Source organism: Neotamlana sedimentorum, assembly GCF_000943565.1.
GTDB lineage: Bacteria > Bacteroidota > Bacteroidia > Flavobacteriales > Flavobacteriaceae > Neotamlana > Neotamlana sedimentorum.
The window spans coordinates 126,638-152,291 of record NZ_JTDW01000002.1; the positions used below are offsets into that span (position 1 = coordinate 126,638).

Consider the following 25,654-nt stretch of genomic DNA (forward strand, 5'->3'; position numbering starts at 1 on the left):
AAATACTTTTATTTAGACTAAATCCAAATTAAAATAAGAAAAATATCAAGCTTTTAAATGTTAAACTTTAAAAGGGCTAAATCATTGATTAAAAACCAAATTTAAGTTGTGCACTTACTCTTTTTTGTTCCGTTTTTTTCCTTTTTTCGGTATTTAAATTGCTTAAGGAAATACCTAACAATCGTACAGAATTGTTAAGTTTTTCTTGATAAAGTAATTCTTTTCCAGTTTCCAGAATTATACTCTTATCGTTAATAAAATAAGGCAGTGTTTTACTGCGAGTTTGCAGTGTAAAATCACTATACTTAATTTTTAAGGTAATGGTTTTTCCAGAAACCTTAGTTTTAGCTAACCGTCGGGCTACCTCACTAGCGATATGTTCTAATTTTTCAAGCATGAACACCTCGCTCGATAAATTCTCGCTAAATGTACGTTCTGCAGCTAAACTTTTTCTCGTTCGGTTTGGTTTAACTTCGCTATTGTTAATACCTCGCACAACATTAAAATAATAAGCTCCAGACTTTCCAAAATGTGTTTCTAAAAATTCAAGGGACTTTTGTTTTAAATCGAATCCTGTAAAAATGCCTCTTTGGTACATTTTTTCGGCTGTAACTTTACCTATGCCGTAAAATTTTCTAATATCTAAAACTTCTAAAAACTCAATAACCTCCTCCGGATTGACAGTTTTCTGTCCGTTAGGTTTATTATAATCGCTAGCAACTTTAGCTATAAATTTATTTATAGAAATACCTGCAGATGCTGTTAATCCAACTTCATTAAAAATACGTGCCCTAATTTCTTGTGCTATTAATGAAGCACTTGGGTTTCCTTTTTTATTTTGAGTTACATCGAGGTAAGCTTCATCTAGAGAAAGTGGTTCAACTAAATTGGTATAATCGAAAAAAATACTTCTAATTGTATTAGAAATTTCCGAATAACGTTCATAATTTGGTTTTACAAAAATTAATTCCGGACATAATTTTACAGCCAACGTCCCAGACATGGCGCTTTTTACTCCAAATTTTCTTGCCTCGTAACTTGCGGCGCTTATAACACCCCGCTTACCACTTCCGCCAACCGCAATGGGTTTTCCTTTTAATTCTTCATTATCCATTTGCTCGACCGACGCATAAAATGCATCCATATCGACGTGAATAATTTTTCGGATTGGGAAATTGACAGACATCATGTAAATTTATAAATTCCTATGCAGGCAAGAATCTTAAATTAAATTAAAATTATAGTCTTTTTATTATATTTTTGATTTGAAGATAATATGGAATAACCACCAACTTTCTAGGTTTTTTTTATGATAGAAATAGAACGTAAATTTTTAGTAAAATCTGATGCTTTTAAACATGAAGCACACAAGCAAACACGTATTGTTCAAGGCTATTTAAATTCTAATAAAAATCGAGCCGTTCGTGTTAGAATAAAAGGCGAAACTGGATTTTTAACAATAAAAGGCACCTCATCGGCAAGCGGATTGTCTCGCTTTGAATGGGAAAAAGAAATTAGCAAACACGAAGCTGAAGCATTGCTAAATCTGTGTGAACCAGGAATTATAGATAAAATTCGTTATGAAGTAAAAGTTAAAAACCATACTTTTGAAATAGATGAGTTTTTTGGCGAAAACGAGGGTTTAATTATTGCTGAAGTAGAATTGACTTCGGAAAACGAATCTTTTGTAAAACCACTTTGGTTGGCAAACGAAGTCACCGGAGACTCTAAATATTATAATTCGCAAATCAGTAAAAATCCTTTTAAAAACTGGTAATTATGAAACAAGTAATAGCAATTTTAGTAGTACTTCTTTTTTTTATGTCTTGTAAAAATGATGCTAAAAACGAATCTTCAACTATAAATTTAAACGAAAATACCACTACAAATATTGATTCTATTGAAAAAACGGCAAATGAAATTGTTGAAAAACCCGTAAAAATATCGGTTTCCGAACTAAAAACCGATCTTACCAATAAGGGATTTAAAATATTCGATTATGTAGATGAAGAAACTAAAGACACCGTAATTATGCAGCAATATTTTATTGCGTTTTTAAAAAAAGGTCCTATTCGTGGGCAAAATGAAGAAGAAGCAGCCGATTTACAAAAAGAACATTTAGCGCATTTAAAAAAAATGTACGATTTAGGTTATGCTGATATTTCTGGACCTTTTGGCGACGATGGCACTATTCGTGGTATTACAATTTACAACGTACCAACTTTAAAAATGGCCGATAGTTTGGCAAACTCCGATCCTATGGTAAAAGCAGGCCGTTTAGAAATAGAAATTCACCCTTGGTGGGCTGCTAAAGGTTTTCCTTTAAGGTAATAACTATTTAAAAAATTCGTATTCGCGCTCTACTTTACAAATTCTTACTTTATACCACTCGTACCAATTTGTTTTTCCGAGCTTTTGAGCCAAAATATGATTGGTTTGTTGTTTCCACGCACCAATATCATCAAGAGTTTTCCAGTAACTTACTGTTATTCCAATATCATTTCTAGCACTTTCAACACCTAAAAAACCCGGTTGTTGCTTTGCTAAATCTTCCATTGTTTTAGCCATAGCCGCATAATTATTATCTCTATTGGTTCGGGTTGAAGTGAAAATTACGGCATAATACGGTTCAAAGTTTTTCATAGCTACTTTATTAAACCATATAAAAATAAAAAACAGCCTTAAAATAAGGCTGTTTTTAAAGCTATTATTTAAATAATTAATGCTTAATAAGTTTTTTAGAACCTATAAACTCAGCATTATTTTTAAACCTAACAAAATAAATTCCACTATTTAAGGTATCGAAATTAGATATTGTTATTAATTGACCTTTAGCCGTTGTCGTTTTAATTAATCGTCCTTGTATATCAACAAGGTCTAAACTAATGGTTTCGTAATTTATATTATTTGGAAGCTTAATATATAAAACGTCTTTTACTGGGTTAGGGTACATTTCTAAATTAGCCAAGGCAAAATCGTTACCAGCCAAAGTAGAAGATGTAATGTTTATAGTATAATCTTCGAACTCACCACCGTTATTACCATCAAAATCTAAATGACAAGGGTCTGTTCCTGTCCAATACGTTCTTGAAGCAATTCTTAAACGGGTATTACCAGTAGCTGCTGTAATTGGTATGGTAAAACTACCTTGGGCAATGGCTCCGTGAGCAAATAAATCATCTCCATCTGTTGTGCCCCATACTCTTTCGTCTGTATCCTCGAAATCACCATCTTGGTTATAATCAATCCAAACAGAATGTCCCGTAGTTTTATTCCATTCATGTGTATTATGTAAAGTTATAGAAATACTGAAGGTTTCGGTCGATTTGTAATCGGAAGCAGCTACTGCCGTATGGTTAGAATAGCCTTCAACATCATTTGTTTCGTTTGATGAATTATTTAGAAGCGTAGCACCGCTTGCATCGGCAGTAATGGTTACATTACTAATGTAAAAATCGTCTGGATAAAAATCGACCACTGGCGTACAATAAGTAACCGCTGTTGTTGTAAAAGTATCAACTGTTGAAAAAGCCGATTGCGAACCACCACAATCACTTTGTATTTGGTATTCGTAAGTTGTAGAAAGTGTTAACCCAGTTAAAGTTATGGTGTTTGTAGCTACCGATTCTGTTAACCATGTTGAACTGCCTTGTTCTCTATATTGCAAGTTAAAAGACACGTTTTCTAAAGCATCCCAACTAATTTCGGCGGTTGTCGAGCTAGGACTTGCAATCACATTTGAAGGTGATTCTAGTGGGTTAATAATAACATTTTGGCTTGCATTTACAATAGTACCATTATCATTAAACGACCAATTCACAACGTGCGATCCAGAACTATATGTTGTTGGATCGGTAGTAGTACCTGTAATATCTTCACACTCGCTAGCATTATTTGTTACTACAGGCGCCGTTAACGTAATTGGGCAATAGCTTACCACATCTTCTAAGGTTGGTGCTTCTAAAGGCTCTGTTACTTGCGGCCCTACATATTCTATTTTTATAATTACGCCTGGATTAGCGATGCTTACACCACTATCGGACGAAGGTCCAGAGGTACCGCCACCATTATCAGTTACTGCAAAAATGGTTAAACCATCTGGTGAAATAGCTATATCTCGATATCTATCGTTCGAGGAATGAAATTCTTCATAAGCATCATTAATAATATCGTCGCCAGTTGCATTTAGTTGAGCGCGATAAATAGTTCCTTTTTTTAAAGTTGGTATTAACAAAGAAGTGCCCCAACACGGAATGCTACCAGCTTCGTGAATATCGATTCCAGAAGGTGCTACCGTTGGCCATGTAAACCATCCTCCAGGAGGATCTACAGAAGTTGTACTGCCATAAGTACCAATAGGCGGCTCGAAATTACTTGGCACATCTCCAGCAGTTGGATACGATTCGTACTCTGTAGCAGTTTCGGCTCCAGAAGGACAGTTATGATCGCTAAAGGAACCCGAATTACAAGATCCTCCTAAAGAAGACCAGTTGCAATAAGTATAAGCTAAATTATCGTAATAACCCGCTATTTCTGGCCATCCATAATTTTGACCTGACTTAATTATATTTATTTCATCATCTACCTTTGCACCGTGTTCCGACGCATAGAGTGTACCGTTTGCGGCAAAAATAATACCTTGTGCATTACGATGCCCATAAGTATAAACATGACTTTTCACACTGTTTAAAGTTGGATTATCCGAAGGAATGCTTCCATCTAAATTCATGCGGAGTGTTTTACCCGGATAGTTATCATAATCTGTTGAAGAAATTGGTAAAACTTGTGATAAAACAGGATTACAGGCATAATTGAATTGATTAGCACCTTGATCGCCAATAGTGTAATAAATTTTTAAATCTGGACCAATAATTAAACGTCCAGAATTATGGTCTTCGCTACCAGGAACACCTTCTAAAATTGTTCCGTTAGCGTCTAACGAGGTGTCTTCGGTTAAAGTACCGTTGGTATTATTGTAAAGTAATCTCGCAATTCTTAATTTTAATTGGCCACCATCGTTATAAGTATAAGATACAAATACATAATTATTTATTGTTGTATTAATATCAGCATATAAATCTGGATGAATAGCCATTCCCATTAAGCCACCTTGTTTAGCATTAGCGACTTTAGATGATAAATCGATTAATATTGTTGGAGTATTTGTTGATGTAGCAATGTCTACACGTACTATTTTCTCTCCAACTCTTTCGGTTACCCAGAGTTTATCGTCTGGACCATAGGTAATTTCCCAAGGATAATCTAAAGCATTATCCGTTGTAATTTTGTTAGTTTCCCAGTCTGATCCAGAAGTTACAGCACTAGATAAAGGCGTCATAGGTGTTTGGGCAGAAAGCAGTCCAAAACCTAAAAAACAAGCCATTAGGTAGTTTTTTAGCATAGAAGTTGATTATAAGGTGTTGATATTAATTTGAGATTATAATTTTTTTGGTTATTTCTGAGTTATTTATAGATACAGAAGCAATATACACTCCTGTAGCAGATCTTAAAGGAATTTTAATATTAGAGTTGTACAGATTAATGTCTTTATCAAAAATGACCTGACCAAGTGTATTGTATAATTTTATTGTTTTTATTTCTTCATTATTATAATTGTCTATTATTAAAACTTTATCTTGATTCTTGTAATATATATTTAAACTAGATTCTGTAAAATAATTAACTTCTGAAGACAACACTGTTTCGTTATTAAAAACAATTTCAAAACGTTTATTTATTTCATCTTTTTCTATAGTTGAAGAAAAATCTGCTTCATTTAAATTATGATAAGTATTAGTTACATTATCTTTTACATATAACGTCATATTTTCTGGAACAAACTCTAATGATTCGATGGTAATATTAAAAGTTGTATTTGTATTCGATTTAACACCTATTGGTAGTTTGGTGGTTTCAGTATTTATAGTATCGATACCTTGAATTATATATTTTTCATCTTCAATCATCCAATAGGTATCAAATGCATTCTCTTCTATTAAAGCGCCATCGTAACCCCAATCTGTCTTTACAGTTGCATTTTCATCTACAGTAACTAACAATTGTCTTTTATAACCCGTATCAGAACTAATGTTTAACCTAATTTTAGTACGTGTATCTTTTGTAGTAAGGGCTGTATCCTTTTTACTATTAGATTTTAGAAAAGTTGAATTCAAACTAGATTCTGTTACAAAAACACGCTGTTCGTTATTAAAAGTTGTGTCTCCATTAGATAATGCTTTTATAAAAAACCCTTGTCCAACAGGAATATATTGTTCTGGCCTTTTTGTAGAAGCCCCTGATTGTGCAACATCGGAATGTGAAACAGCTGGAACACCTCCTGAAAAATTTAACTGGCCGTAACCTCCCTGATATTCTCTAAGAACGTGTGTACCACCACCAAAGTGCTCCCAAAAATATAAAGTACCATCGGTATGGGTGTTATCTAAAAGAAATGCGTAACCATCTATAGCAGAAGGATATGGGTTACCTACCAAATAATCATTTCCTGCGTTAGTATTTAAGGTTATAGTTCCATTGTTTGGTGTTCCTTTAAAAACATAATTATTTTCAGATGTTACTGCACCAGTTCCATAGCCTTTCATTGTATAACCTTCGCCAACTTTTAATTCTCCAGTACTTTTTACTTGCTGCCAAGCATAATAATTATCGCTTGTTTTGTTAACGAATTTCCACATCCAATATTCCGCAATTTCTACTGGATTTGAGGTTTCATTTCCATTATATCCACCAACAAAATTAAAGTTTTGAGGATTGTTTGCATCGGTTCCATCTAAAAGTACACTTGATACACAATAGCTTTCATCTCCATCAATATCTGTATTGGGGTTAGTGGCATGTACAGGAGACGACCAATAATTGTAGGTATATAAATTTACAGTGCCTTGTTGGTCTCTTTCTAAAAGGCCTGTTCCTAATAAGGTGCTGTTTTCTGTTTGAACTAATTGAGATTCACCTTGTAAATCAATTAAACCTTCTAAATTTAAATACCAGCTATTTTGTAATTCTACATCATTGCTTATTTCAAGCTCAACACCAGAATCTACGATTAAGCCTAAAGTACCATGCCTTGCTGTTGTAGTTAAATTATTTTTTACATGCACAATAGACCAGTCCTTGTTACTGGCTTCATCGGTAATATCCCAAACATCTCCATGTAGCCACGTAGCTTCTGTACTCCAATCTCCATCAGTTACAGTTTCGTATGGTAGTGGGGCTGTTTGAAAGTAAATATTTTTTATGTTATATAATTTTGCTCCAGTGCCAACATCAATGGTCGCAGTGGTTTTATTATCGGTAATATCGGCCTTAAAAGTATCCATTTTGTAATACTTTATAAGTGAAGTGTTAAAAGTTGTCGAGATATTATATGGAATTATTAAACCACTATTAAAAGTATTCGTATCATCTAATTCTTGATAAACCATTTTTTGAATTTGGTCTGCAGTTAAAGCTGCATTAAAAACTCTAACTTCATCTATTTCTCCTTCAAAATAATTTGAATTTAAATTTGGAGCTCTTCCAATTGTGAAGTTTGATGCATCAGTAGGCAAACTACCGGAAACCCCTGGACTATTTATCAATTCTCCATTTACATATTGGTTTAAAATTCCATTAACGCCATCAAAGCTAGCCGCTACATGTATCCAAATACCTTCTGTAAGATTTGATGTTGTTGTTGTAACTCCGTTTACAAATGCAGTAAAAGCATTTCCATTTTCTAATCGTAATACAAAACTGTCTTGACCAACTATAACGCGTTGTCCAGTAGCTCCTGGTTCAATTTTAATCCAGGCCATAAGTGTAGCATTTGGCCAAGCATTAATAATATTATCATCTTCGACATAATCGTTTCTTCCATCAAAAAATAATGTGTAACTATCGTCTAAATCTCTTGGAGAACCAAATACAGTATTATCGGTATCGAAAGTATCTAAAATACCATCACCATCAGAGTCTATAGTACCATCAATTATACCATTATTATCAGTATCAAGATGCGCATAAATTTCATCTATATCACTACCATTAGAAAGGTCATTAGGATTATCAGCACTATCTACATCTAGGTAGTTTGGTATTCCGTCTCCATCATCATCTAATGGTGTTGGGTAAGCGTTTGCCGTTCCATGATCATTATCGTCGGCATCGTCATCGTTGTTATCGGCAAGATTTAAAATACCATCACCATCATAATCATCATTATTAATAGGATCGCCATTTACATCTAAAACTTGTTTATCGGAACCATCGCCATTTCCATCCCCATCAACATCAACATCACCTCTGTTGTCGTATTCAACAGTATCGAAAATCCCGTCATTGTCTGAGTCTAAGTCTAAATAATTTACAACGCCATCTCCATCGGTATCATAAATAGGATCTGTTAAATCGATTGGTGTTCCTAAAGATCCGGAAAAACCTGAATCACCAGGATTTAGGCCATTACTATCTTGATGATCGTAAAGATCTATGAGTCCATTATTATTCGCATCAACCCAAGCATAAGCACCAGAGTCATTGTAAACTGTTCCATCTTTGTCATTGTCTGTAAGAAATAACTCTACTACATTGGGAATACCATCATCATCATTATCTAAATCAATAGAATCTTCAACACCATCACCATCAAGGTCACACAGAGTTTGATAAACAAAAATATCATCGATAGCTAAATCGTTTCCTAATCCACCTGGTGCTTCATTGGACAATCTAACAGTAAAACTAGAATAAGTTGTACTAAAGGTTGCACTTACCTCTACCCAATCTCCAGTTGTATAATTTGCAGTAGGTTGAATATCTCCAGAAGATTCTGAAGCAATAACCGTACCTGTTGGGTCAAGAATTTCAATTAACACAGAAGGTCTTTCTCTAGAACCTATTCCCGGAGCATCTGCCCGATCTAAATTTATGGCTGAAAAACCATAAGTTATATCTACACCAGCGCTAACACCAGAAATAGTGGTTTGATAAAAAACACCTGGATCTTCTTCTGCATTAAACATAGCCATCCTGCCATTGGTGTCTCCAGGTGTATGATCTAAACCTGGGTACCAATATTGATCTGCCCATTGAGCCACTTCTCCATTTGGTGTATCATTAGTACCATTACCATTTGCGGCTTTATAATATACGACATATTCGCCATCATTTAAGTTTGGAGAACTATTACAAGAACCCGAACCATCCTCCCAACAATAAGTAACTCCATCTGTTGTTTTACGGTCTGTTCCTGCGTCAAAATCTTCATTCAAATACGTTGTTCTAGTTGTTGATGCTGATATATTTAGAAGACAAGAGCTTTGCTCATATTCGTCTGTTAAACCATCATTATCATCGTCTATGTCTACATTATTTGGAACACCATCACCATCTGTATCTGGAAATGTTTGATCTCCATAACCCTCTACTACGAAGTTATAAGGATCCTCATCAGAATCATTATTATCAATTGAAATAGTTGCTGATACGGGATTATTTGGATCTGCCACTGATGGATTGAAGGCTACAGTAAAAGTTGTAGATTCTCCTGTCCCCAAAGTTGTAACTGCCGGTTGCGCACTTATTGTGAAGTCTGTACTACCAGAAATTGACACTATTGGTGAACCATCAAGAATTAAATCTGTATTACCATTGTTTGTAATAGTAAAAGTACGTTCTAACGGGATAGGGATGAATATATCGTAAGTTCCAAAATTTGTTAAATTTAACTCGCTTGTGGTAGTTGCGTTATCTAAAATTTCTGCACCGTTTCCAGAGACATCCATTTCAGCAGGACTAGACGGGTCTATTCCTATATTTATTAAATAATCTTCAAATTCTTCAGGATGCCCATCTGTATTGCCACACGAATTATTAGAATGCCAATATCGTCTTGAACCAACACGCATTACGGCATTTCCCGTAATTGCAGAACTAAGTATTGTAAAGCTTAAATCTCCAGTTCCTTCACCACCAGTATCTGCTATAAGTTCCCCCGCATCATCAAAATCGCCATCGTGATTGTAATCTATATGTATAGCCCACCCCATATTGCTACCACCAACAGTAATTGATCCGGTATATAAATTGTTTTTATAAACTTCTAAAGCTGGTATTGTTCCTGTAAAATCTGCATAACCACCATTATCGCCAGAAGAATTATTTATATCCGTACCGTTTTCGCCAGTTATAGAAAAAGAATCAATATAATTAGTACCATTAGTTGTTGATGTAGGTGTACAGTAACCGTAATTTACTGAAATATTTACTGTGGCCGAAACACATTCTTCTGGTATACCAGCATCACATATTTGGTAAGTAAAACTATCAGCACCAAGGTAACCTACAGCTGGAATGTATTCAAAAACACCATCTGAAACTTCAGAAACGGTACCTCCATTGGCTGTAGTTACACCGGAAGTCAAAGCAAAGTTATCACTATCTCCTCCGTCCGTTCCTAAATTATCGTTTGTGCTAACGTCTATTTGGTTGTCTGTTCCAGATGTACTATCAACTAAAACACTTAATTCATCGTCGCTAGCCGAGGGTGTATCTATTCCTAAAACGTTAATTAAATAGTCTTCATAGTCCGAAGAACGTTTATATCCAGTACTTGTATTACCACAAGAATCATAATCATCGGTTTGTAAATGTATTGCCACACGCATTACAGTTGTTCCTGTAATTGCTGTATTAGGAATAGTAATATTATCGCTTTGTGGTGAGTTTTCATTGTTTGTAGAACGGTATAGAGTCTCACCTATATCTGTAAAATCACCGTCACCATTTAAATCGGCATAAATACTCCATCGTGCTTGATTTTTAGGCCAATTATCTGTGGAATTAGAAGTAATAGTTATAGGGTATGCTACCCCTTTATATAAACTTGCTGCAGGAGTAGATGTATAATCGGCATAACCACCATCGTCTCCGGATGAATTATTTATATCTGATGCGCCTTCTCCATCTAAAAACACATTGGAAATGTATAGGTTTTGATTATTACGGTCCGAATCACTATCGGGAGTACAATAATTATAGGTAACTATAACATTTACCGTAGCGGTATCACAATCATTATTAGCGTCACAAAGTGTATAAGAAAAACTATCTGTACCTACAAAACCTGCATTCGGTATATATTCAAAAACACCGTCAACTAATGTTTCGGTAACCGTACCATTAGAAGCAGTAGTATTTAATGCATAATCGTCACTATCAGATCCATCTGAAACACCTATATTATCGTTTGTCGATACATCAATTTGATTGGCTATACCTGAGGCGCTATTAGGATAAACATTTAAATTATCATCATTCGCTACAGGATCTATTACTAATAGAGCAGAAATATTTAAGGTATAGTCTTCAATTTCGGCTCTTCCTGTATAAGTACAGCTATCTGCACTTATGGACGCTCCACCACCACACCCACTACAATATGAAGCAGCAATACGAATTATGGCTTTACCATTTGCAGCAGTGGGATCTACTGTAAAGGAGGCGTTAGTAACTGTTGAACCCGAGTTATTATCGATGTAACCTCCCGAATTATAAACCTCAACATAACTACCATTTCCCTGATAATCAATCCACACAACTACTTTATGATCTCCCCAATTCTCTTTAACATGACTTATATTTAACGTATATGTATTACCTGCTGTAACATTTACCTCTTGAGCCGAAAAATCTGAATATGTAGCGTTATCAGAACCCGAATAATTATTAATTTGACTAGTACCCTCTCCAAGAATTTGAACATTAGAAATATTAAAATTATTATAGTTAACCATTCCAGAAGGTGTACACTGTGCATTGGCAGAAATAACACCTAGAAAAAGCATACTAAAACCAAAACATCCCTTTGAAAGTAAAACCATTGATTTAAGAAAATCGTTTTTAAAAATTAAAAAAGAAATAAATACGCGGAAAAAGCGGAAAACATTTAAAATAAGTGGGTTCATAATTAGTTCCTTTTGGGCTACATAAGAAACAAATGTAGACAACACCACCTTTTATATATAGAGGCAATAAGGTGAAATGCAGTGTTCTGTCGACGAAAAACACAAATGAATGGATAATTGAATTTTTAAGAAAATTGATAAATTTGAGGCCATTTTTATTGAAATTATAACTATTTCTTTTTAAAAAGGGCTATATTTAATTCTCCGTTTGCATCCATAGTAGCTCTAAACATTCCTGGAGTGTTAAATTCCATAACCATATTCCCATGATTATCTACAGCTATAACACCTCCATTGCCTTGGCCATCATCTATTTTTGAAAGCTTACCTTGAATCACGTTTTTAGCAGCCTCCTGTAAACTTAAACCTTTATATTCCATAAGTGCCGAAATATCGTGTGCTACCATACCACGAATAAAATACTCACCCCAACCCGTACTCGAAACAGCGCAAGTATTGTTATTAGCATAAGTTCCGGCACCAATAATTGGCGAATCGCCAATGCGTCCCCAACGTTTGTTGGTCATACCTCCTGTTGAGGTTCCAGCAGCCAAATTGCCATGTTTATCGAGAGCAGCGCAACCAACGGTGCCAAATTTAGAATCTTTTATAGCATCATCGTAAAAGGCAGAAAGCTCGTTTTTTTCTAAATTTTTAACACGTTCTAAACCCTTTAATCTGCTTTCGGTTGCAAAATAACTAGGGTCTACGACGTTAAGATTTTGTTGCTTTGCAAAAACCTCTGCTCCTCTACCAGAAAGCAGAACATGTGGCGATTTATCCATTACAGCACGCGCCAAATTAATGGGGTTTTTCACAATTCGGGTTCCCGCAGAGGCACCAGCGTTTAATGTTTTACCATCCATAATCGAGGCATCGTGTTCGTTATAACCTTCGTTTGTAAAAACCGCACCTTTACCCGCATTAAAAAGTGGCGAATCTTCTAAAATAATTATAGTTTGTTGTACAGCATCTAAACTCGTGCCTCCATTTTTTAAAATATTATACCCCACGGTAATAGCTTCCTCAAGTTTTTGTTGATATTTAGCCTTTTTTGCTTCTGAAAAATTTTCAGGTTTTATATTACCTGCGCCGCCATGAATAACAATGGCAAACTCATTCTCTTTTGTATTTATTTTTTCGGAATTTGAAGAGCTTTCTGTTTCTGTTTTACATGAGAAAACAACAGCCAAAAAAGCAATAATTATAATTAAGTTTTTCATTTGAAGTTATTAAATGTTACATGATAAAGTTACAGGTTTTAAGCCTATTAAACTTTAATTAAAACGACTTAAAATTGTTATATTAGTAAAGAAATCCTATTAAAATAAAAAAAATATAAATATGAACGCTGCAATAAACCATTTTGGAATTGAGGATGCTCTAAATAAATTAGGAATTAAAGCTGTGAACGACGGTTCTTCAACCGGAATACTACATTTTTCTATTGGTAACGATAAAGACATCCATTTAATTGAAAGCTATTCTCCTGTTAATGGTAAACTTATTGGCAAAGTTAAAAGCAGTACCAAAGCCGATTACGACAAAATTATAACCTCTGCCACTACTGCTTTTAAAGTATGGCGCGATGTTCCGGCACCTCAACGTGGTGAAATAGTGCGACAGTTTGGAAATAAACTACGCGAATTAAAACAACCGTTAGGTAAATTAGTATCGTACGAAATGGGCAAATCGCTTCAAGAAGGTTACGGTGAAGTACAGGAAATGATAGATATTTGCGATTTTGCCGTGGGCTTATCCAGACAATTAAACGGACAAGTAATACCTTCGGAACGTCCGGGGCACATTATGCGCGAACAATGGCATCCGTTAGGTATTGTTGGTATTATTTCGGCTTTTAATTTCCCAGTTGCTGTATGGAGTTGGAATACAGCTTTAGCTTGGATTTGCGGCGATGTTTGTATTTGGAAACCCTCGGAAAAAGCACCGTTATGCGGTATTGCATGTCAAAATATTATAGCCGAAATTTTAAAAGAAAATAATTTACCCGAAGGTATTTCGTGTTTAGTAAACGGTGATTATAAAGTGGGCGAATACTTAACAACAGATGATCGAATTCCGTTAGTTTCGGCAACTGGTTCTACACGAATGGGTCGTATTGTTGGAAAAACCGTGGCCGAACGTTTTGGAAAATCGTTACTTGAATTGGGCGGAAATAACGCCATAATTATTACGCCTACGGCAGATTTAAAAGTAGTGGTTCCCGGAGCTGTTTTTGGAGCTGTTGGCGCTTGCGGTCAACGTTGTACAAGTACGCGTCGTTTAATAATTCACGAATCGGTTTACAACACTGTAAAAGACGCTATTGTTGGCGCCTATAAGCAAATAAAAATTGGAAATCCTTTAGATGAAACTAATCATGTTGGGCCTTTAATTGACACTGAAGCAGTAAACACCTATGTAAAAGCTATAGAAAAAGCTAAAGCTGAAGGCGGACGTATTTTGGTTGAAGGCGGTGTACTTGAAGGCGAAGGTTACGAAAGCGGATGTTACGTAAAACCCGTAATTATTGAAGCCGAAAACCATTTTGAAATTGTGCAACACGAAACCTTTGCGCCTATTTTATATATTATGAAATATACGGGTGAGTTAGAAAATGCTATTGCCTTACAAAATGGTGTCGCGCAAGGGTTATCGTCGGCAATAATGACAAACGACATGAAAGAAGCCGAAAAATTTCTCTCGTACGCAGGCAGCGATTGCGGTATTGCAAACGTTAATATTGGTACTTCGGGCGCCGAAATTGGCGGTGCTTTTGGAGGCGAAAAAGAAACAGGTGGCGGTCGCGAATCAGGCAGCGATGCATGGAAAGTGTATATGCGCAGACAAACCAATACCATAAATTATTCCAACGAATTACCATTAGCACAAGGCATTAAGTTCGATTTATAAAATATTTTACAAAAAAACTCATCTTAGAAAAAAATTATCGCAATAAATGGTTAGCAAAATTATTTTTAAAACCTCATGAATTAAATAAATTTCTTACTTAAAACTAGTTCAACCTACTAGTTATGCCTTAAAACCGACATTGAACAAATGTTAATTATTAACAAATTTTTAAAAAATACAACTTAAAACATAACCTTTTCAAGACTAGAAGATTTACTGTTTAATCTAAATTTTCATTATCAGACAAACTACATACGTTTTTTCCGTAATTAAACGTTTTATAATAAATTGAGTCTAAGAGACATGACGTTTAAAGAATATCAACATTTATATTGGCGAGCAGGGTTTGGCGCAAACCCTGCAAACGAGTTTTGGTTTAAAAATAACCGAAAAAAAACGGTCGATTTTCTTTTCAAAAATTCCAAAACCAGCACGCCTTTACATATTGATACTGCTTTTATTGAAAACATCGATATAAAAAAACTTAAAAACGACCCAAAAAAACGTCGAGAATTACAAAAACAAAGTCGAGAAAAAATTAGAGCGTTTAATTTTAAATGGATTGAAAGATTAATTTACCCCAAAGAAATACTTCGCGAACGCATGACGCTTTTTTGGGCAAATCATTTTGTTTGTAAAGACGACAATATTCTGTTTGTAAAACAATTTAACAACACCCTTCGCACCCATGCTTTAGGCGATTTTAGAGCTTTTGTAAAAGCCATTTCTAAAGAAGCCGCCATGTTAAAATACCTAAATATTAAACAAAACAGAAAGCTTAAACCTAACGAAAATTTCGCCCGCGAACTTATGGAGCTTTTCACATTAGGCGAAGGCCATTACAGCGAACAAGACATTAAGGAAAGTGCCAGAGCATTTACAGGTTATAATCACGAACCGGTTAATGGAGATTTTATACTAAGAGCGCGTCATCACGACAATGGTATAAAAATTTTTTTAGGAAAATCGGGTAATTTTAATGGCGACGATATTATCGATATTATTCTTCAAGAAAAACAATGCGCACAATTTATAGCCTCGAAAGTGTACACCTATTTTGTAAACCCTAAACCTAATTTAGAACATATTAACGCTATGGCCAATGTGTTTTATAAAGATTATAACATCGAAAATTTAATGCGGTTTGTATTTACCAGTAATTGGTTTTATACCAAGGAAAATATAGGTGCTAAAATAAAATCACCAGTAGATTACCTTGTTGGAATGGCTCGTACTATTCCCGTAACATTCGAGCGAGAAAACGACCTTATTAAAATACAAAAACTACTAGGGCAAATATTGCTCGACCCCCCCAATGTTGCCGGCTGGAAAGGCGATAAAGCCTGGATTGATGCTAACACCATTATGGTTAGGCTAAAACTAGCATCTGTTTTATTTAATAATGCTTTAATCGACTTAAATAAAACAAGCGAAACACCCAATAACTTAAGAGCAAAATACTTTAAAGCCAATAAAAACAAATTACCTTTTAAAACCACACCTAATTGGACTGCTTTTTTAAAAAACTTTAATACTGTTAAAACCGAAAATCTGCACGAATATATTGTTCAAGGACAATTAAACAACGGCACTTTTTCATATTTAAAATCGCTTAACAAAGCCTCGAAGCAAACGTATTGCATTCAGCTTATGTCGTTACCAGAATATCAAATGTGTTAATTATGGACAGACGAAAATTTTTAAAACAATCGAGCCTTGCAAGTGGCCTTTTTTTCGTGCCCAGTTTTGTAAAAGCTTTCGAAAATATTGCAACAGCAAAACTAGGTTATAAGCGCTTAGTTATCATTCAATTATCTGGTGGTAACGACGGATTAAATACCATAATACCACATAATAACGATATTTATTACAACGCCAGACCACAATTAGCCATAAATAAAGATATTATAAAACTTAACGACGAATTAGGGTTTCACCCGAGCTTAAAACCATTGCGCCCTTTGTTCGATAATGGCGAATTATCCATAATTAACAATGTAGGTTACCCAAACCCGGTACGTTCGCATTTTAGATCTATGGATATTTGGCACACCGCAAGCAATGCCAACGAGTATTTACAAACCGGTTGGTTGGGGCGTTATCTCGACAAGCAAGGCAAAAACCCTTATAATGCCATTGAAACCGACGAGCAATTAAGTTTAGCCATGAAAGGCGAGCACTTTAATGGCATTGCTACTAACGATTATAAAGTATTATACAGAACGGCGCGCGATCCATATTTTAAAAATGTAATAAACCATTACAACGATGCGCATTTAAGCGAACATAATTTGGGCTATTTGTACCAAACCATGATTGAAGCTAAATCGTCGGCAAAATATATTTTTGAAACGACTAAGGTGTCGTCATCAAAACAAGATTACCCTAAAAACAACTTTGCCAAACAATTAAAGTATGTGGCACAGTTTATAAATTCTGGACTTGAAACCAAGGTGTTTTATACCGCTTTAGGTGGTTTCGATACACACGCCAACCAAACCAACAAACAAGCGCAATTACTTAGCGAATATGCAGAAAGTGTACAGGCATTTGTAAACGATTTAAAACGTGAAAACACCTTTAACGATACTTTAATTTTAACCTTTTCGGAATTTGGGCGACGTGTAAAACAGAATGCAGCCAATGGTACCGACCATGGTGCAGCAAATAATGTTTTTGTGATTGGAAAAAATTTGAAACAAGCCGGGTTCTACAACAAATTAGCTAGTTTAAACAACTTAGATGATAACGGCGATATAAAATATGAAATCGATTTTCGTTCGGTTTACGCTACTATTTTAAATAATTGGATGGATGTTTCAACCGATGGGATTATAAGTTCAAACCCTAAAACACTTAACTTTATATAATAAAAAAACCTTGACTCTTTTTCAAAAAGCGATTTGGAGCACAAGGTTTATTAGATTAATAGCATTACAAAAATGCAACTTTTTTTTAATTATAAAAATGTTTTCAAGTTTAAATAAAGGTTAATTTGTTAGTATTCCGATTTTGATAAAAAACCCTTATTAGTTTTATGGTATTTAAATTGTTTAAGCTTCTATATTAACATTTTACAATCTTCTAAGCTAATTATCAAAAAATTAAAACTCTCACTTAAAATTATTTTCAAGTAAGAGTTTTCAAGAATTGATTAATAGCAAATTGTGAATGTTTTTCTTTTTTTAAAATTCAGGATTTTAATTAATTAAAAAATAGTACGAGGTTATTTACTGAATAAAACCCTATAATCCGGCGTTTCTTCATTATAAAGTTCTAAGAATTCATTATCAATAGAATCAATAATTATATTGGTTATATCACCATTTTCAAATTCTACAATAATTTTTGTGCCATCGGCACTCAAAATATAATTAAAAACTTCGAGGCTGCTAGAGACGCAGTTTTCATCTGCATCAAGATTATAGAGCTGAACTAATAATGTTCCATCATTTAAAAAATTGTAGTATGAATTCACACTACATGAGTTTGCTACTTCAATCGTTTCTGGGTCTGTAGAAGTATCTGTAGTTTCTAGAAGAAACCATTTATTTTCTAATAATTCCGAAACTGTAGGTTCTTTTTCATTACTATCATCACTTGAGCAAGCGCTAAATGAAATCATTAAAAGTAATACGGTTAGTAATTTGTAGATTTTAAGTACTGTTTTCATGTTTTTTATTTGTAAATTATGTTAATAGTTGCATGCAAATTATATCTTAACTTGTCAACTTTATAGCTCATATGTAACATGCTTATTTTATGTGTTACAAAGCAACGCAACAATAGTTTGCTTGTAAAGAGTAAAAGCACGCATTTTACACTGTGTTTTACTTGTTTAAAAAAGGTGTTTTCCCCTTTTAGCTGTATTTTACTTTTCTTAAAATTCTAACTGATTCTTTATAATAATTGAAAACTTCGTTACTATGTTTTTTTAAGTAAGGTTTAGCTTCATGAAGTTTGTTAACGGCTTCATGAAATAAGTTTAAATAACAGATAAGGTATGCTGAAGGTAAGTTTTTTAAATCGGCTTCTTCTCGAGGAGTTAGCAATAAGCCTTTTTTTAGTTTTTCTAATAAAGCATTATTATTGTTATAAATATGAAAAAGTATTTTTTTATCGAATTGTGGGGGCTGGAAGAGTAAAGTAGTTTCAATATTATAACTGGCATTGTCTTGAAAGTTTATTATTGTTTCTTCCAGTTGATAATATTTATAATAATCTTGAAGCCCTAATCGCACATACTCTATTATCTTAAAACTGTTTTCATTGTAAAAAATGGAAACCTCATCTAAAGCTGAAAAAAATAACTTTACTTGTTCATTAATTAATTCTATATCAACTCTAGAGAAAAACACTTCATCGTTTACAACTTTTTTTTGTCCGGCCCAACACACTACAAAATACTCTTTAAATACTTTGTATTGTGGTGTGTAATCTGTACGGGCGTTCATGAACTCCATAACACCATCAAGTGTGTGTTCTATATTATTTTGCGAGTTTTTTTCAATAGCGGCAACAAGCTCAGAATTCACATCTTTAATTTCAATATCAAAAACTTTAGGCATGCTCATGCTACCGTCTCTAAAAAATACAGAGCCACCATAATATTTCCAAATATTTTTTCTGAGTGAAGTAATGGTTCCCGTTGGGCGAATGGTAACTAAACCTACTACTTTGTCGTGTGGTAAATGAGGAAACGGTATGTTTTCGTATTGTACAATTGGCGGATGGCTTAAATAAGCGTTTATTAAATTTTGAATTTTACTATCATCAAAAAAATCTACTCCAATAATGGCATTATTTTCATCTTTTACACCAATAACAATATAAGAGTTGTTTTTGGGGTTACTGTTTGATAGTGCACAAATGTGTTTTAAAAATTTGGCTTTACCTTCTTTTTCGCTAATGTCTATTTTTAGCTTTTTATCGTAAAAGCTATTTTCGTCGTTGTGAGCAAGCAAATGTTTAATAAGAAGGCGTTTATTAATCATTTAAAACTCCTTTTTAACGGTTACGCTGTTGGCTTGTGCTGTTGGAAATACTAAAAGATCTGCAATATTTACATGGTCAGGTCTGGAAATTACAAAGTATAATATTTCGGCAATATCTTTAGCTTGCAAGGCTTTAAAACCTTTGTAAACATGGTTGGCTTGGTCGCCGCCTTTAAAACGCACTTTAGAGAATTCGGTTTCTACAAGCCCTGGATTTACAGCGCTAACTTTTATATTGTATGGATTTAAATCTACGCGCATACCTTCGGTAATTGCTAAAACCGCATGTTTACTGGCACAATATACATTTCCTTTTGGATAAACCTCTTTACCTGCCGAAGAGCCAATGTTAATAATGTGTCCCGATTTTCGTTCTGTCATTTGCGGGATTATGGCTTTGCTCACATACAGCAAGCCTTTTACGTTAATATCCATCATGGCATCCCAATCATCTGTATTACCTTCGTTAATAGGGTCTAGGCCATGGGCGTTACCAGCATTGTTTATTAAAATATCTATTTGTTTAAATTTATCAGGCAAACCGTTTATAGCAATGTAAGTGGCTTCTTTATCGCGTACATCAAAATTTAAAATATGTACACGTGTTAGTTTAGATAACGCTTTTTGCATGGTATTTAAGCGTTCTAAACGTCGGCCACAAATAATTATGTTTAAACCTTGTTTTGCAAATTCGTAGGCAGTGGCCTCGCCAATACCACTAGTTGCGCCGGTAATTAGAACCGTTTTTTTCATTTATATATTTGTTTAATCCTTTATAAAAATACTTAAAACAACTCGGATGTAAAAAGTTTGTTTACTTGTAATTCTTTTATCACAAGAAATTAAAGTTGTTTATTTATGATTTACTTATCATAATTATTCGTTAAACCTTTAAGCAAGCGGTTTTAGCTATGTTTTTTAACCATTTTTTAACAGCTACCAAAGAAAAATTTTAACAATTTGCAATGCTCAAATTAGGGCGTTATATTCGTGCTTTATTAAAAAATAAAAATGATGGAAGAAACAGGTACTATTGATATTAAGACCATTAACGAGAAAATTGAAAAAGAAAGTGCTTTTGTAGACTTACTTATGTTAGAAATGAACAAAGTAATTGTTGGGCAAAAACACATGGTAGAACGATTGCTTATTGGTTTGTTAGGGCGTGGCCACATTTTACTTGAAGGTGTGCCGGGTTTAGCAAAAACCTTATCTATTAACACCTTATCACAAGCTGTAGATGGTACATTTAGCCGTATACAGTTTACGCCCGATTTATTGCCTGCCGATGTTACAGGGACCCTTATTTATAATATGAAGGATAATGATTTTTCCATTAAAAAAGGACCCATTTTTGCAAACTTCGTACTTGCCGATGAGATTAACCGTGCGCCAGCAAAAGTACAAGCAGCATTACTTGAAGCGATGCAAGAAAAGCAAGTAACTATTGGCGATGAAACTTTTCCGCTAGATAAGCCATTTTTAGTAATGGCAACACAAAACCCAGTAGAGCAAGAAGGAACTTACCCGTTGCCAGAAGCACAGGTAGACCGTTTTATGCTTAAAACTGTTATCGATTATCCAAAACTTGACGAGGAGCAGCTAATTATGCGCGCTAACTTAAAAGGGGCTTGGGAAAAAGTGCAATCTGTAATTTCAACAGACACCATTTTAAGAGCTCAACAAGCTGTTCGCGAAGTTTATATGGACGAGAAAATTGAAAAATACATCCTAGATATCATCTTTGCAACACGTTATCCAGAAAAATACAGACTTGCCGATTTAAAACCATTAATTTCATTTGGTGCATCGCCTCGTGGTAGTATAAACTTAGCTACCGCGGCAAAATGTTATGCATTTATAAAACGCAGAGGTTATGTAATTCCAGAAGATGTTCGTGCGGTTGTTTACGATGTGTTACGTCACAGAATAGGTATTACTTACGAAGCTGAAGCCGAAAATGTAACATCTGTAGACATTATAAACAAAATAGTAAACGAAATTGAAGTACCATAAAAATAGTTTACAGTGTTCAGTAGCAGTTTGCAGTTGCTTACTATAATTCTGAATACTGTATAAATAGTTTGTGATAACTGAATACTGCGACTGAAAACTGTTTACTGAATAGATGGATACTAAAGAATTACTAAAAAAAGTACGAAAAATTGAGATTAAGACACGCCGTTTGTCTGATCATATTTTTGGAGGCGAATACCATTCGACTTTCAAAGGTCGTGGTATGACTTTTTCTGAAGTTCGCCAGTATCAATTTGGAGACGATGTACGAAATATAGATTGGAATGTTACCGCACGTTATAACGAGCCTTACATAAAAGTTTTTGAAGAAGAGCGCGAACTTACCATGATGCTAATGGTAGATGTTTCTGGTTCCGAAATGTTTGGTACAAACCAGCAATTTAAAAACGAAGTAGTTACCGAAATTGCAGCAACTTTAGCCTTTTCGGCAACACAAAACAACGATAAAATAGGCTTAATTTTATTTTCAGATCAAGTAGAATTGTTTATTCCGCCTAAAAAAGGACGCTCGCATGTATTGCGTATTATACGAGAGCTTATAGAGTTTCAACCGGAAAGTAAACAAACCAATGTTGCTGAAGCATTACGTTTTTTATCAAGTGTAATGAAAAAGAAAGCTATTGTGTTTTTATTGTCCGATTTTATTGCAGACGATTATCATCACACCATGAAAATTGTAGCCGGAAAACACGACGTTACTGGCATACGAGTTTACGATGCTCGCGAAGAAGACATGCCAAATTTAGGTGTTGTACAAATGCAAGACGAAGAAACGGGCGAGCTTATGTTGGTAAACACATCATCAAAAAAAGTAAGACAGAATTACGCGAAATTTTATAGAGAAAAAGTCGACTATTACAAAGATAGTTTCAATAAATCGGGTGCAGGAAGTATGGATTGCCGTGTGGACGAAAGCTATGTAAAAAAGTTACTAGGCTATTTTAAACGAAGAGGATAATAATGCTGTCAGGTTGAGCACTTCGACTTCGCTCAGTATAAACTTAGTCGAAACCTATTTTAGAAATGAAAAGTTATAATTTAAACATACAAGATATCAGAACCAAGAAACAAGTATCAGGATTTATAGTTAATAAAGCTATTATGTCTAGCCTTTTGTTTCTTTTTTCTTTTCTCTCATTTGCTCAAGTAAAATCGTCAATCGATTCAACTTCAATAAAAATAGGAGAACAAATAACCTTTAAAGTTGAGGTAGAAACCGATACTACAAATTTGGTTGTTTTCCCAGAAGGACAATCATTTTCACCATTAGAAGTTATTGAATCTTACCCAATTGATACTTTAAAAAAGACCGATAAGTATAACTTGGTAAAAAAATACGGATTAACACAATTCGATTCGGGTAAATACACCATACCAAAGCAAAAAATAATTATTGCAGATAAAACCTTTTTTACCGATTCGTTACAAGTTGAGGTTTTTAATGTTGCGGTAGATACAACAAAACAAGGCTTATACGATATAAAACCAATTATTGAAGTTGAAAAAAGTAGCAGCGATTGGTGGAAAACAGCTCTTATTGTATTGTTAGTTATAGCTGTTATTGCAGCACTTTTATATTGGTTTATTTGGCGTAAAAAACCATTAACCGAAGCTGAGCAAATTGCATTATTACCGCCTTACGATCGCGCTAAATTAGCACTTAAAAAGCTAGACGAAAGCCACTATTTGGAGCACGAAAATTTAAAAGATTATTATTCCGATTTAACCTTTATTATTCGTAAATATTTAGATGAAAAAGTTTACGATCGCGCTCTAGAAAGCACAACAGACGAGTTAATAGATAGACTTAAAATACTTAAACAAGGTAATCAGGTAGATTTAAGTAACGACGACATTAAAAACCTAGAAAGTATTTTAAAACGTGCCGATTTAGTAAAATTTGCAAAATCCGCACCAGATGTTGAGTTAGCAAAGCTAGATAGAAACACTATTGATGTAGAAATAGATCATGTAAAAGAAGCTTTACCAGAACCAACCGAAGAAGAAAAGCTTTTAGACCAGCAATACCGTGAAGAACAAGAGCGTAAAAAGAAACGCCGAAAAATCTGGTTAACAGCGGGTATAGCTGTGTTTTTAATAGCGGCAACCTATGTTGGGTTTTCATTAAAATACGGTTTTGGTTATGTAAAAGACACCATTTTGGGTCACGACAGCAAAGAGTTACTGGAAGGCGATTGGGTAAATAGTGAATATGGTTTTCCTGCAGTTACTATTTCAACGCCAAAAGTTTTAAAACGCGTTGAGCTTCCTGTTCCAGATGAGTTAAAAGCTAACATGAAAATGACCTCGTTTATGTACGGTACTTTACTTGATGAGTTTAGTGTGTTAGTAAATACAACGGTTTTAAATCAAGCGCCAGAAGGTGGCATTGATGTAGAGCAAAGTATAGAAAGTAGTTTTAAAGTTTTAGAAGCCGAAGGCGCTAAAGATATTGTAACTTTAAAAGAAAAGTTTACTACGCCAAACGGAGCCGAAGGCATAAAAACTCACGGAACTTTAAAAGCAGACCGTTTAAAAACAGGAAATTATGAAGACTTAAAATACGCTATGTTATTTTTTGCTTCAGAAAACGTCGTGCAACAAATTGCTATAACGTATCCTGTTGATGATGTTTATGCAGACCAAACAGTTGAGCGCATTTTAAATTCTATAGAACTTAAAAAAGAACAAGAGTAATGTTAGAAGGTATTGAGTTTGTAAATAAAGAATTTTTCTGGTTGCTATTGGCATTGCCATTAGCTATTGTTTGGTATATTTTTAAAAACAAAAAACAAACTGCCGAACTCAAAATATCGAGTTTAAAAGGGTTTAAAGTTACAAACTCGTTGTTACCAAAATTTAAGCACGTATTATTTGCTTTGCGTTTATTGGCTCTAGCGTTTTTAATTACAGCATTGGCAAGACCACAAACAGTCGATGTTTCTTCTAAAACCAAAACAACTCGAGGTATAGATATTGTAATGGCTATAGATGTTTCGGCAAGTATGCTAGCCAAAGATTTAAAACCAAACCGATTAGAAGCACTTAAAAAAGTAGCTTCAGACTTTATTCAAGGCAGACCAAACGATCGTATTGGTTTAGTAGAATACGCTGGCGAAAGCTACACCAAAACTCCAATTACAAGCGATAAAAGCATCGTATTACGTTCGTTACGAAGCATAAAATATAATAATATAATTGAAGGCGGTACCGCCATTGGTATGGGATTAGCCACATCGGTTAACCGATTAAAAGACAGCAAAGCTTCCAGTAAAGTTATTATTTTATTAACCGATGGTGTAAACAATTCTGGGTTTATCGATCCTAAAATTGCAAGCGAACTAGCCTTAGAATACGGAATAAAAGTATACACTATTGGACTAGGAACTAACGGAATGGCATTATCGCCTGTGGCTATCGACCCAAGAACAGGTAATTTTCAATACAGAAGAATTCAAGTAGAAATTGATGAAGTTTTACTAAAAGAAATCGCCGAAGTTACAAGCGGAAAATATTTTAGAGCGACTAACAATAAAAAACTTGAAGAAATTTACGATGAAATTAATAAGCTCGAAAAAACCGAAATAGAAGAATTTAAATTTTACAATTACGAAGAAAAATTTCGTCCGCTAGTTTTAATTGCTGGTTTGCTATTGTTAATCGAGCTATTATTACGAAACACCGTGTTTAAAAGTTTTGTATAACCGTTTTTAATTTCCGCGAAAGCGAAAATATTAAACATAA

17 protein-coding genes are annotated in these 25,654 nt (G+C 34.3%); 9 read left to right on the plus strand and 8 right to left on the minus strand.

Going from position 1 to position 25,654, the window contains the following annotated elements:
• Window positions 1-88: 88 nt before the first annotated feature.
• The gene (gene dinB, locus PW52_RS02960; RefSeq protein WP_044631437.1) at window positions 89-1,186 is read right to left on the minus strand and encodes a DNA polymerase IV; all 1,098 of its coding nucleotides are present in this window, start codon (window positions 1,184-1,186) and stop codon (window positions 89-91) included.
• 123 nt (window positions 1,187-1,309) lie between these two features.
• On the opposite strand from dinB, the gene PW52_RS02965 reads away from it, so the two are divergent.
• Window positions 1,310-1,777: a CYTH domain-containing protein gene (locus PW52_RS02965; protein ID WP_044631438.1), complete on the plus strand. Its 468-nt coding sequence runs from the start codon at window positions 1,310-1,312 to the stop codon at window positions 1,775-1,777.
• A gap of 2 nt (window positions 1,778-1,779) precedes the next feature.
• On the plus strand, window positions 1,780-2,331 hold the full coding sequence (locus tag PW52_RS02970; protein WP_044631439.1) for a YciI family protein: 552 nt from the start codon (window positions 1,780-1,782) through the stop codon (window positions 2,329-2,331).
• A gap of 3 nt (window positions 2,332-2,334) precedes the next feature.
• On the opposite strand, the gene PW52_RS02975 is transcribed toward PW52_RS02970, so the two are convergent.
• The 4 genes from PW52_RS02975 to PW52_RS02990 form a co-directional block, all read right to left on the minus strand.
• Entirely contained in the window at window positions 2,335-2,643 is a 309-nt protein-coding gene (locus PW52_RS02975) for an antibiotic biosynthesis monooxygenase family protein (protein ID WP_044631440.1), read from the minus strand.
• A 76-nt stretch (window positions 2,644-2,719) separates the two neighbouring features.
• Window positions 2,720-5,383, minus strand: coding sequence for a PQQ-dependent sugar dehydrogenase (locus tag PW52_RS17015; RefSeq protein ID WP_052823362.1), 2,664 nt, complete (start codon window positions 5,381-5,383; stop codon window positions 2,720-2,722).
• Between the two features lie 43 nt (window positions 5,384-5,426).
• The gene (locus PW52_RS02985; protein ID WP_165586748.1) at window positions 5,427-11,882 is read right to left on the minus strand and encodes a GEVED domain-containing protein; all 6,456 of its coding nucleotides are present in this window, start codon (window positions 11,880-11,882) and stop codon (window positions 5,427-5,429) included.
• Window positions 11,883-12,136: 254 nt separating this feature from the next.
• The gene (locus PW52_RS02990) at window positions 12,137-13,189 is read right to left on the minus strand and encodes an isoaspartyl peptidase/L-asparaginase family protein (protein WP_044631442.1); all 1,053 of its coding nucleotides are present in this window, start codon (window positions 13,187-13,189) and stop codon (window positions 12,137-12,139) included.
• A 121-nt stretch (window positions 13,190-13,310) separates the two neighbouring features.
• Here PW52_RS02990 and amaB point away from each other — a divergent pair, with 121 nt between their 5' ends.
• The 3 genes from amaB (at window position 13,311) to PW52_RS03005 (ending at window position 17,749) form a co-directional block, all read left to right on the plus strand.
• Complete coding sequence (gene amaB / locus PW52_RS02995; RefSeq protein WP_044631443.1) at window positions 13,311-14,879, plus strand: L-piperidine-6-carboxylate dehydrogenase; 1,569 nt, start codon at window positions 13,311-13,313, stop codon at window positions 14,877-14,879.
• A 303-nt stretch (window positions 14,880-15,182) separates the two neighbouring features.
• Window positions 15,183-16,559, plus strand: coding sequence for a DUF1800 domain-containing protein (locus tag PW52_RS03000; RefSeq protein ID WP_044631444.1), 1,377 nt, complete (start codon window positions 15,183-15,185; stop codon window positions 16,557-16,559).
• 2 nt (window positions 16,560-16,561) lie between these two features.
• Complete coding sequence (locus tag PW52_RS03005) at window positions 16,562-17,749, plus strand: DUF1501 domain-containing protein (RefSeq protein ID WP_044631445.1); 1,188 nt, start codon at window positions 16,562-16,564, stop codon at window positions 17,747-17,749.
• 356 nt (window positions 17,750-18,105) lie between these two features.
• Here the strand turns inward: PW52_RS03005 and PW52_RS03010 are convergent, their stop codons facing one another.
• From PW52_RS03010 to PW52_RS03020, 3 genes are all read right to left on the minus strand, one after another.
• Window positions 18,106-18,552, minus strand: coding sequence for a hypothetical protein (locus PW52_RS03010; RefSeq protein ID WP_044631446.1), 447 nt, complete (start codon window positions 18,550-18,552; stop codon window positions 18,106-18,108).
• 187 nt (window positions 18,553-18,739) lie between these two features.
• On the minus strand, window positions 18,740-19,873 hold the full coding sequence (locus PW52_RS03015) for an ATP-binding protein (protein WP_044631447.1): 1,134 nt from the start codon (window positions 19,871-19,873) through the stop codon (window positions 18,740-18,742).
• Window positions 19,874-20,626, minus strand: coding sequence for an SDR family NAD(P)-dependent oxidoreductase (locus PW52_RS03020; RefSeq protein ID WP_044631448.1), 753 nt, complete (start codon window positions 20,624-20,626; stop codon window positions 19,874-19,876).
• A 261-nt stretch (window positions 20,627-20,887) separates the two neighbouring features.
• Here PW52_RS03020 and PW52_RS03025 point away from each other — a divergent pair, with 261 nt between their 5' ends.
• The 4 genes from PW52_RS03025 (at window position 20,888) to PW52_RS03040 (ending at window position 25,614) form a co-directional block, all read left to right on the plus strand.
• Window positions 20,888-21,889: an AAA family ATPase gene (locus tag PW52_RS03025; RefSeq protein ID WP_044631449.1), complete on the plus strand. Its 1,002-nt coding sequence runs from the start codon at window positions 20,888-20,890 to the stop codon at window positions 21,887-21,889.
• 112 nt (window positions 21,890-22,001) lie between these two features.
• Window positions 22,002-22,868, plus strand: coding sequence for a DUF58 domain-containing protein (locus PW52_RS03030; protein ID WP_044631450.1), 867 nt, complete (start codon window positions 22,002-22,004; stop codon window positions 22,866-22,868).
• Between the two features lie 143 nt (window positions 22,869-23,011).
• On the plus strand, window positions 23,012-24,607 hold the full coding sequence (locus PW52_RS03035; protein ID WP_044631681.1) for a BatD family protein: 1,596 nt from the start codon (window positions 23,012-23,014) through the stop codon (window positions 24,605-24,607).
• Window positions 24,607-25,614, plus strand: coding sequence for a vWA domain-containing protein (locus PW52_RS03040; protein WP_044631451.1), 1,008 nt, complete (start codon window positions 24,607-24,609; stop codon window positions 25,612-25,614). The genes PW52_RS03035 and PW52_RS03040 overlap by 1 nt, the downstream gene beginning before the upstream one ends.
• The last annotated feature ends 40 nt before the right edge of the window (window positions 25,615-25,654 follow it).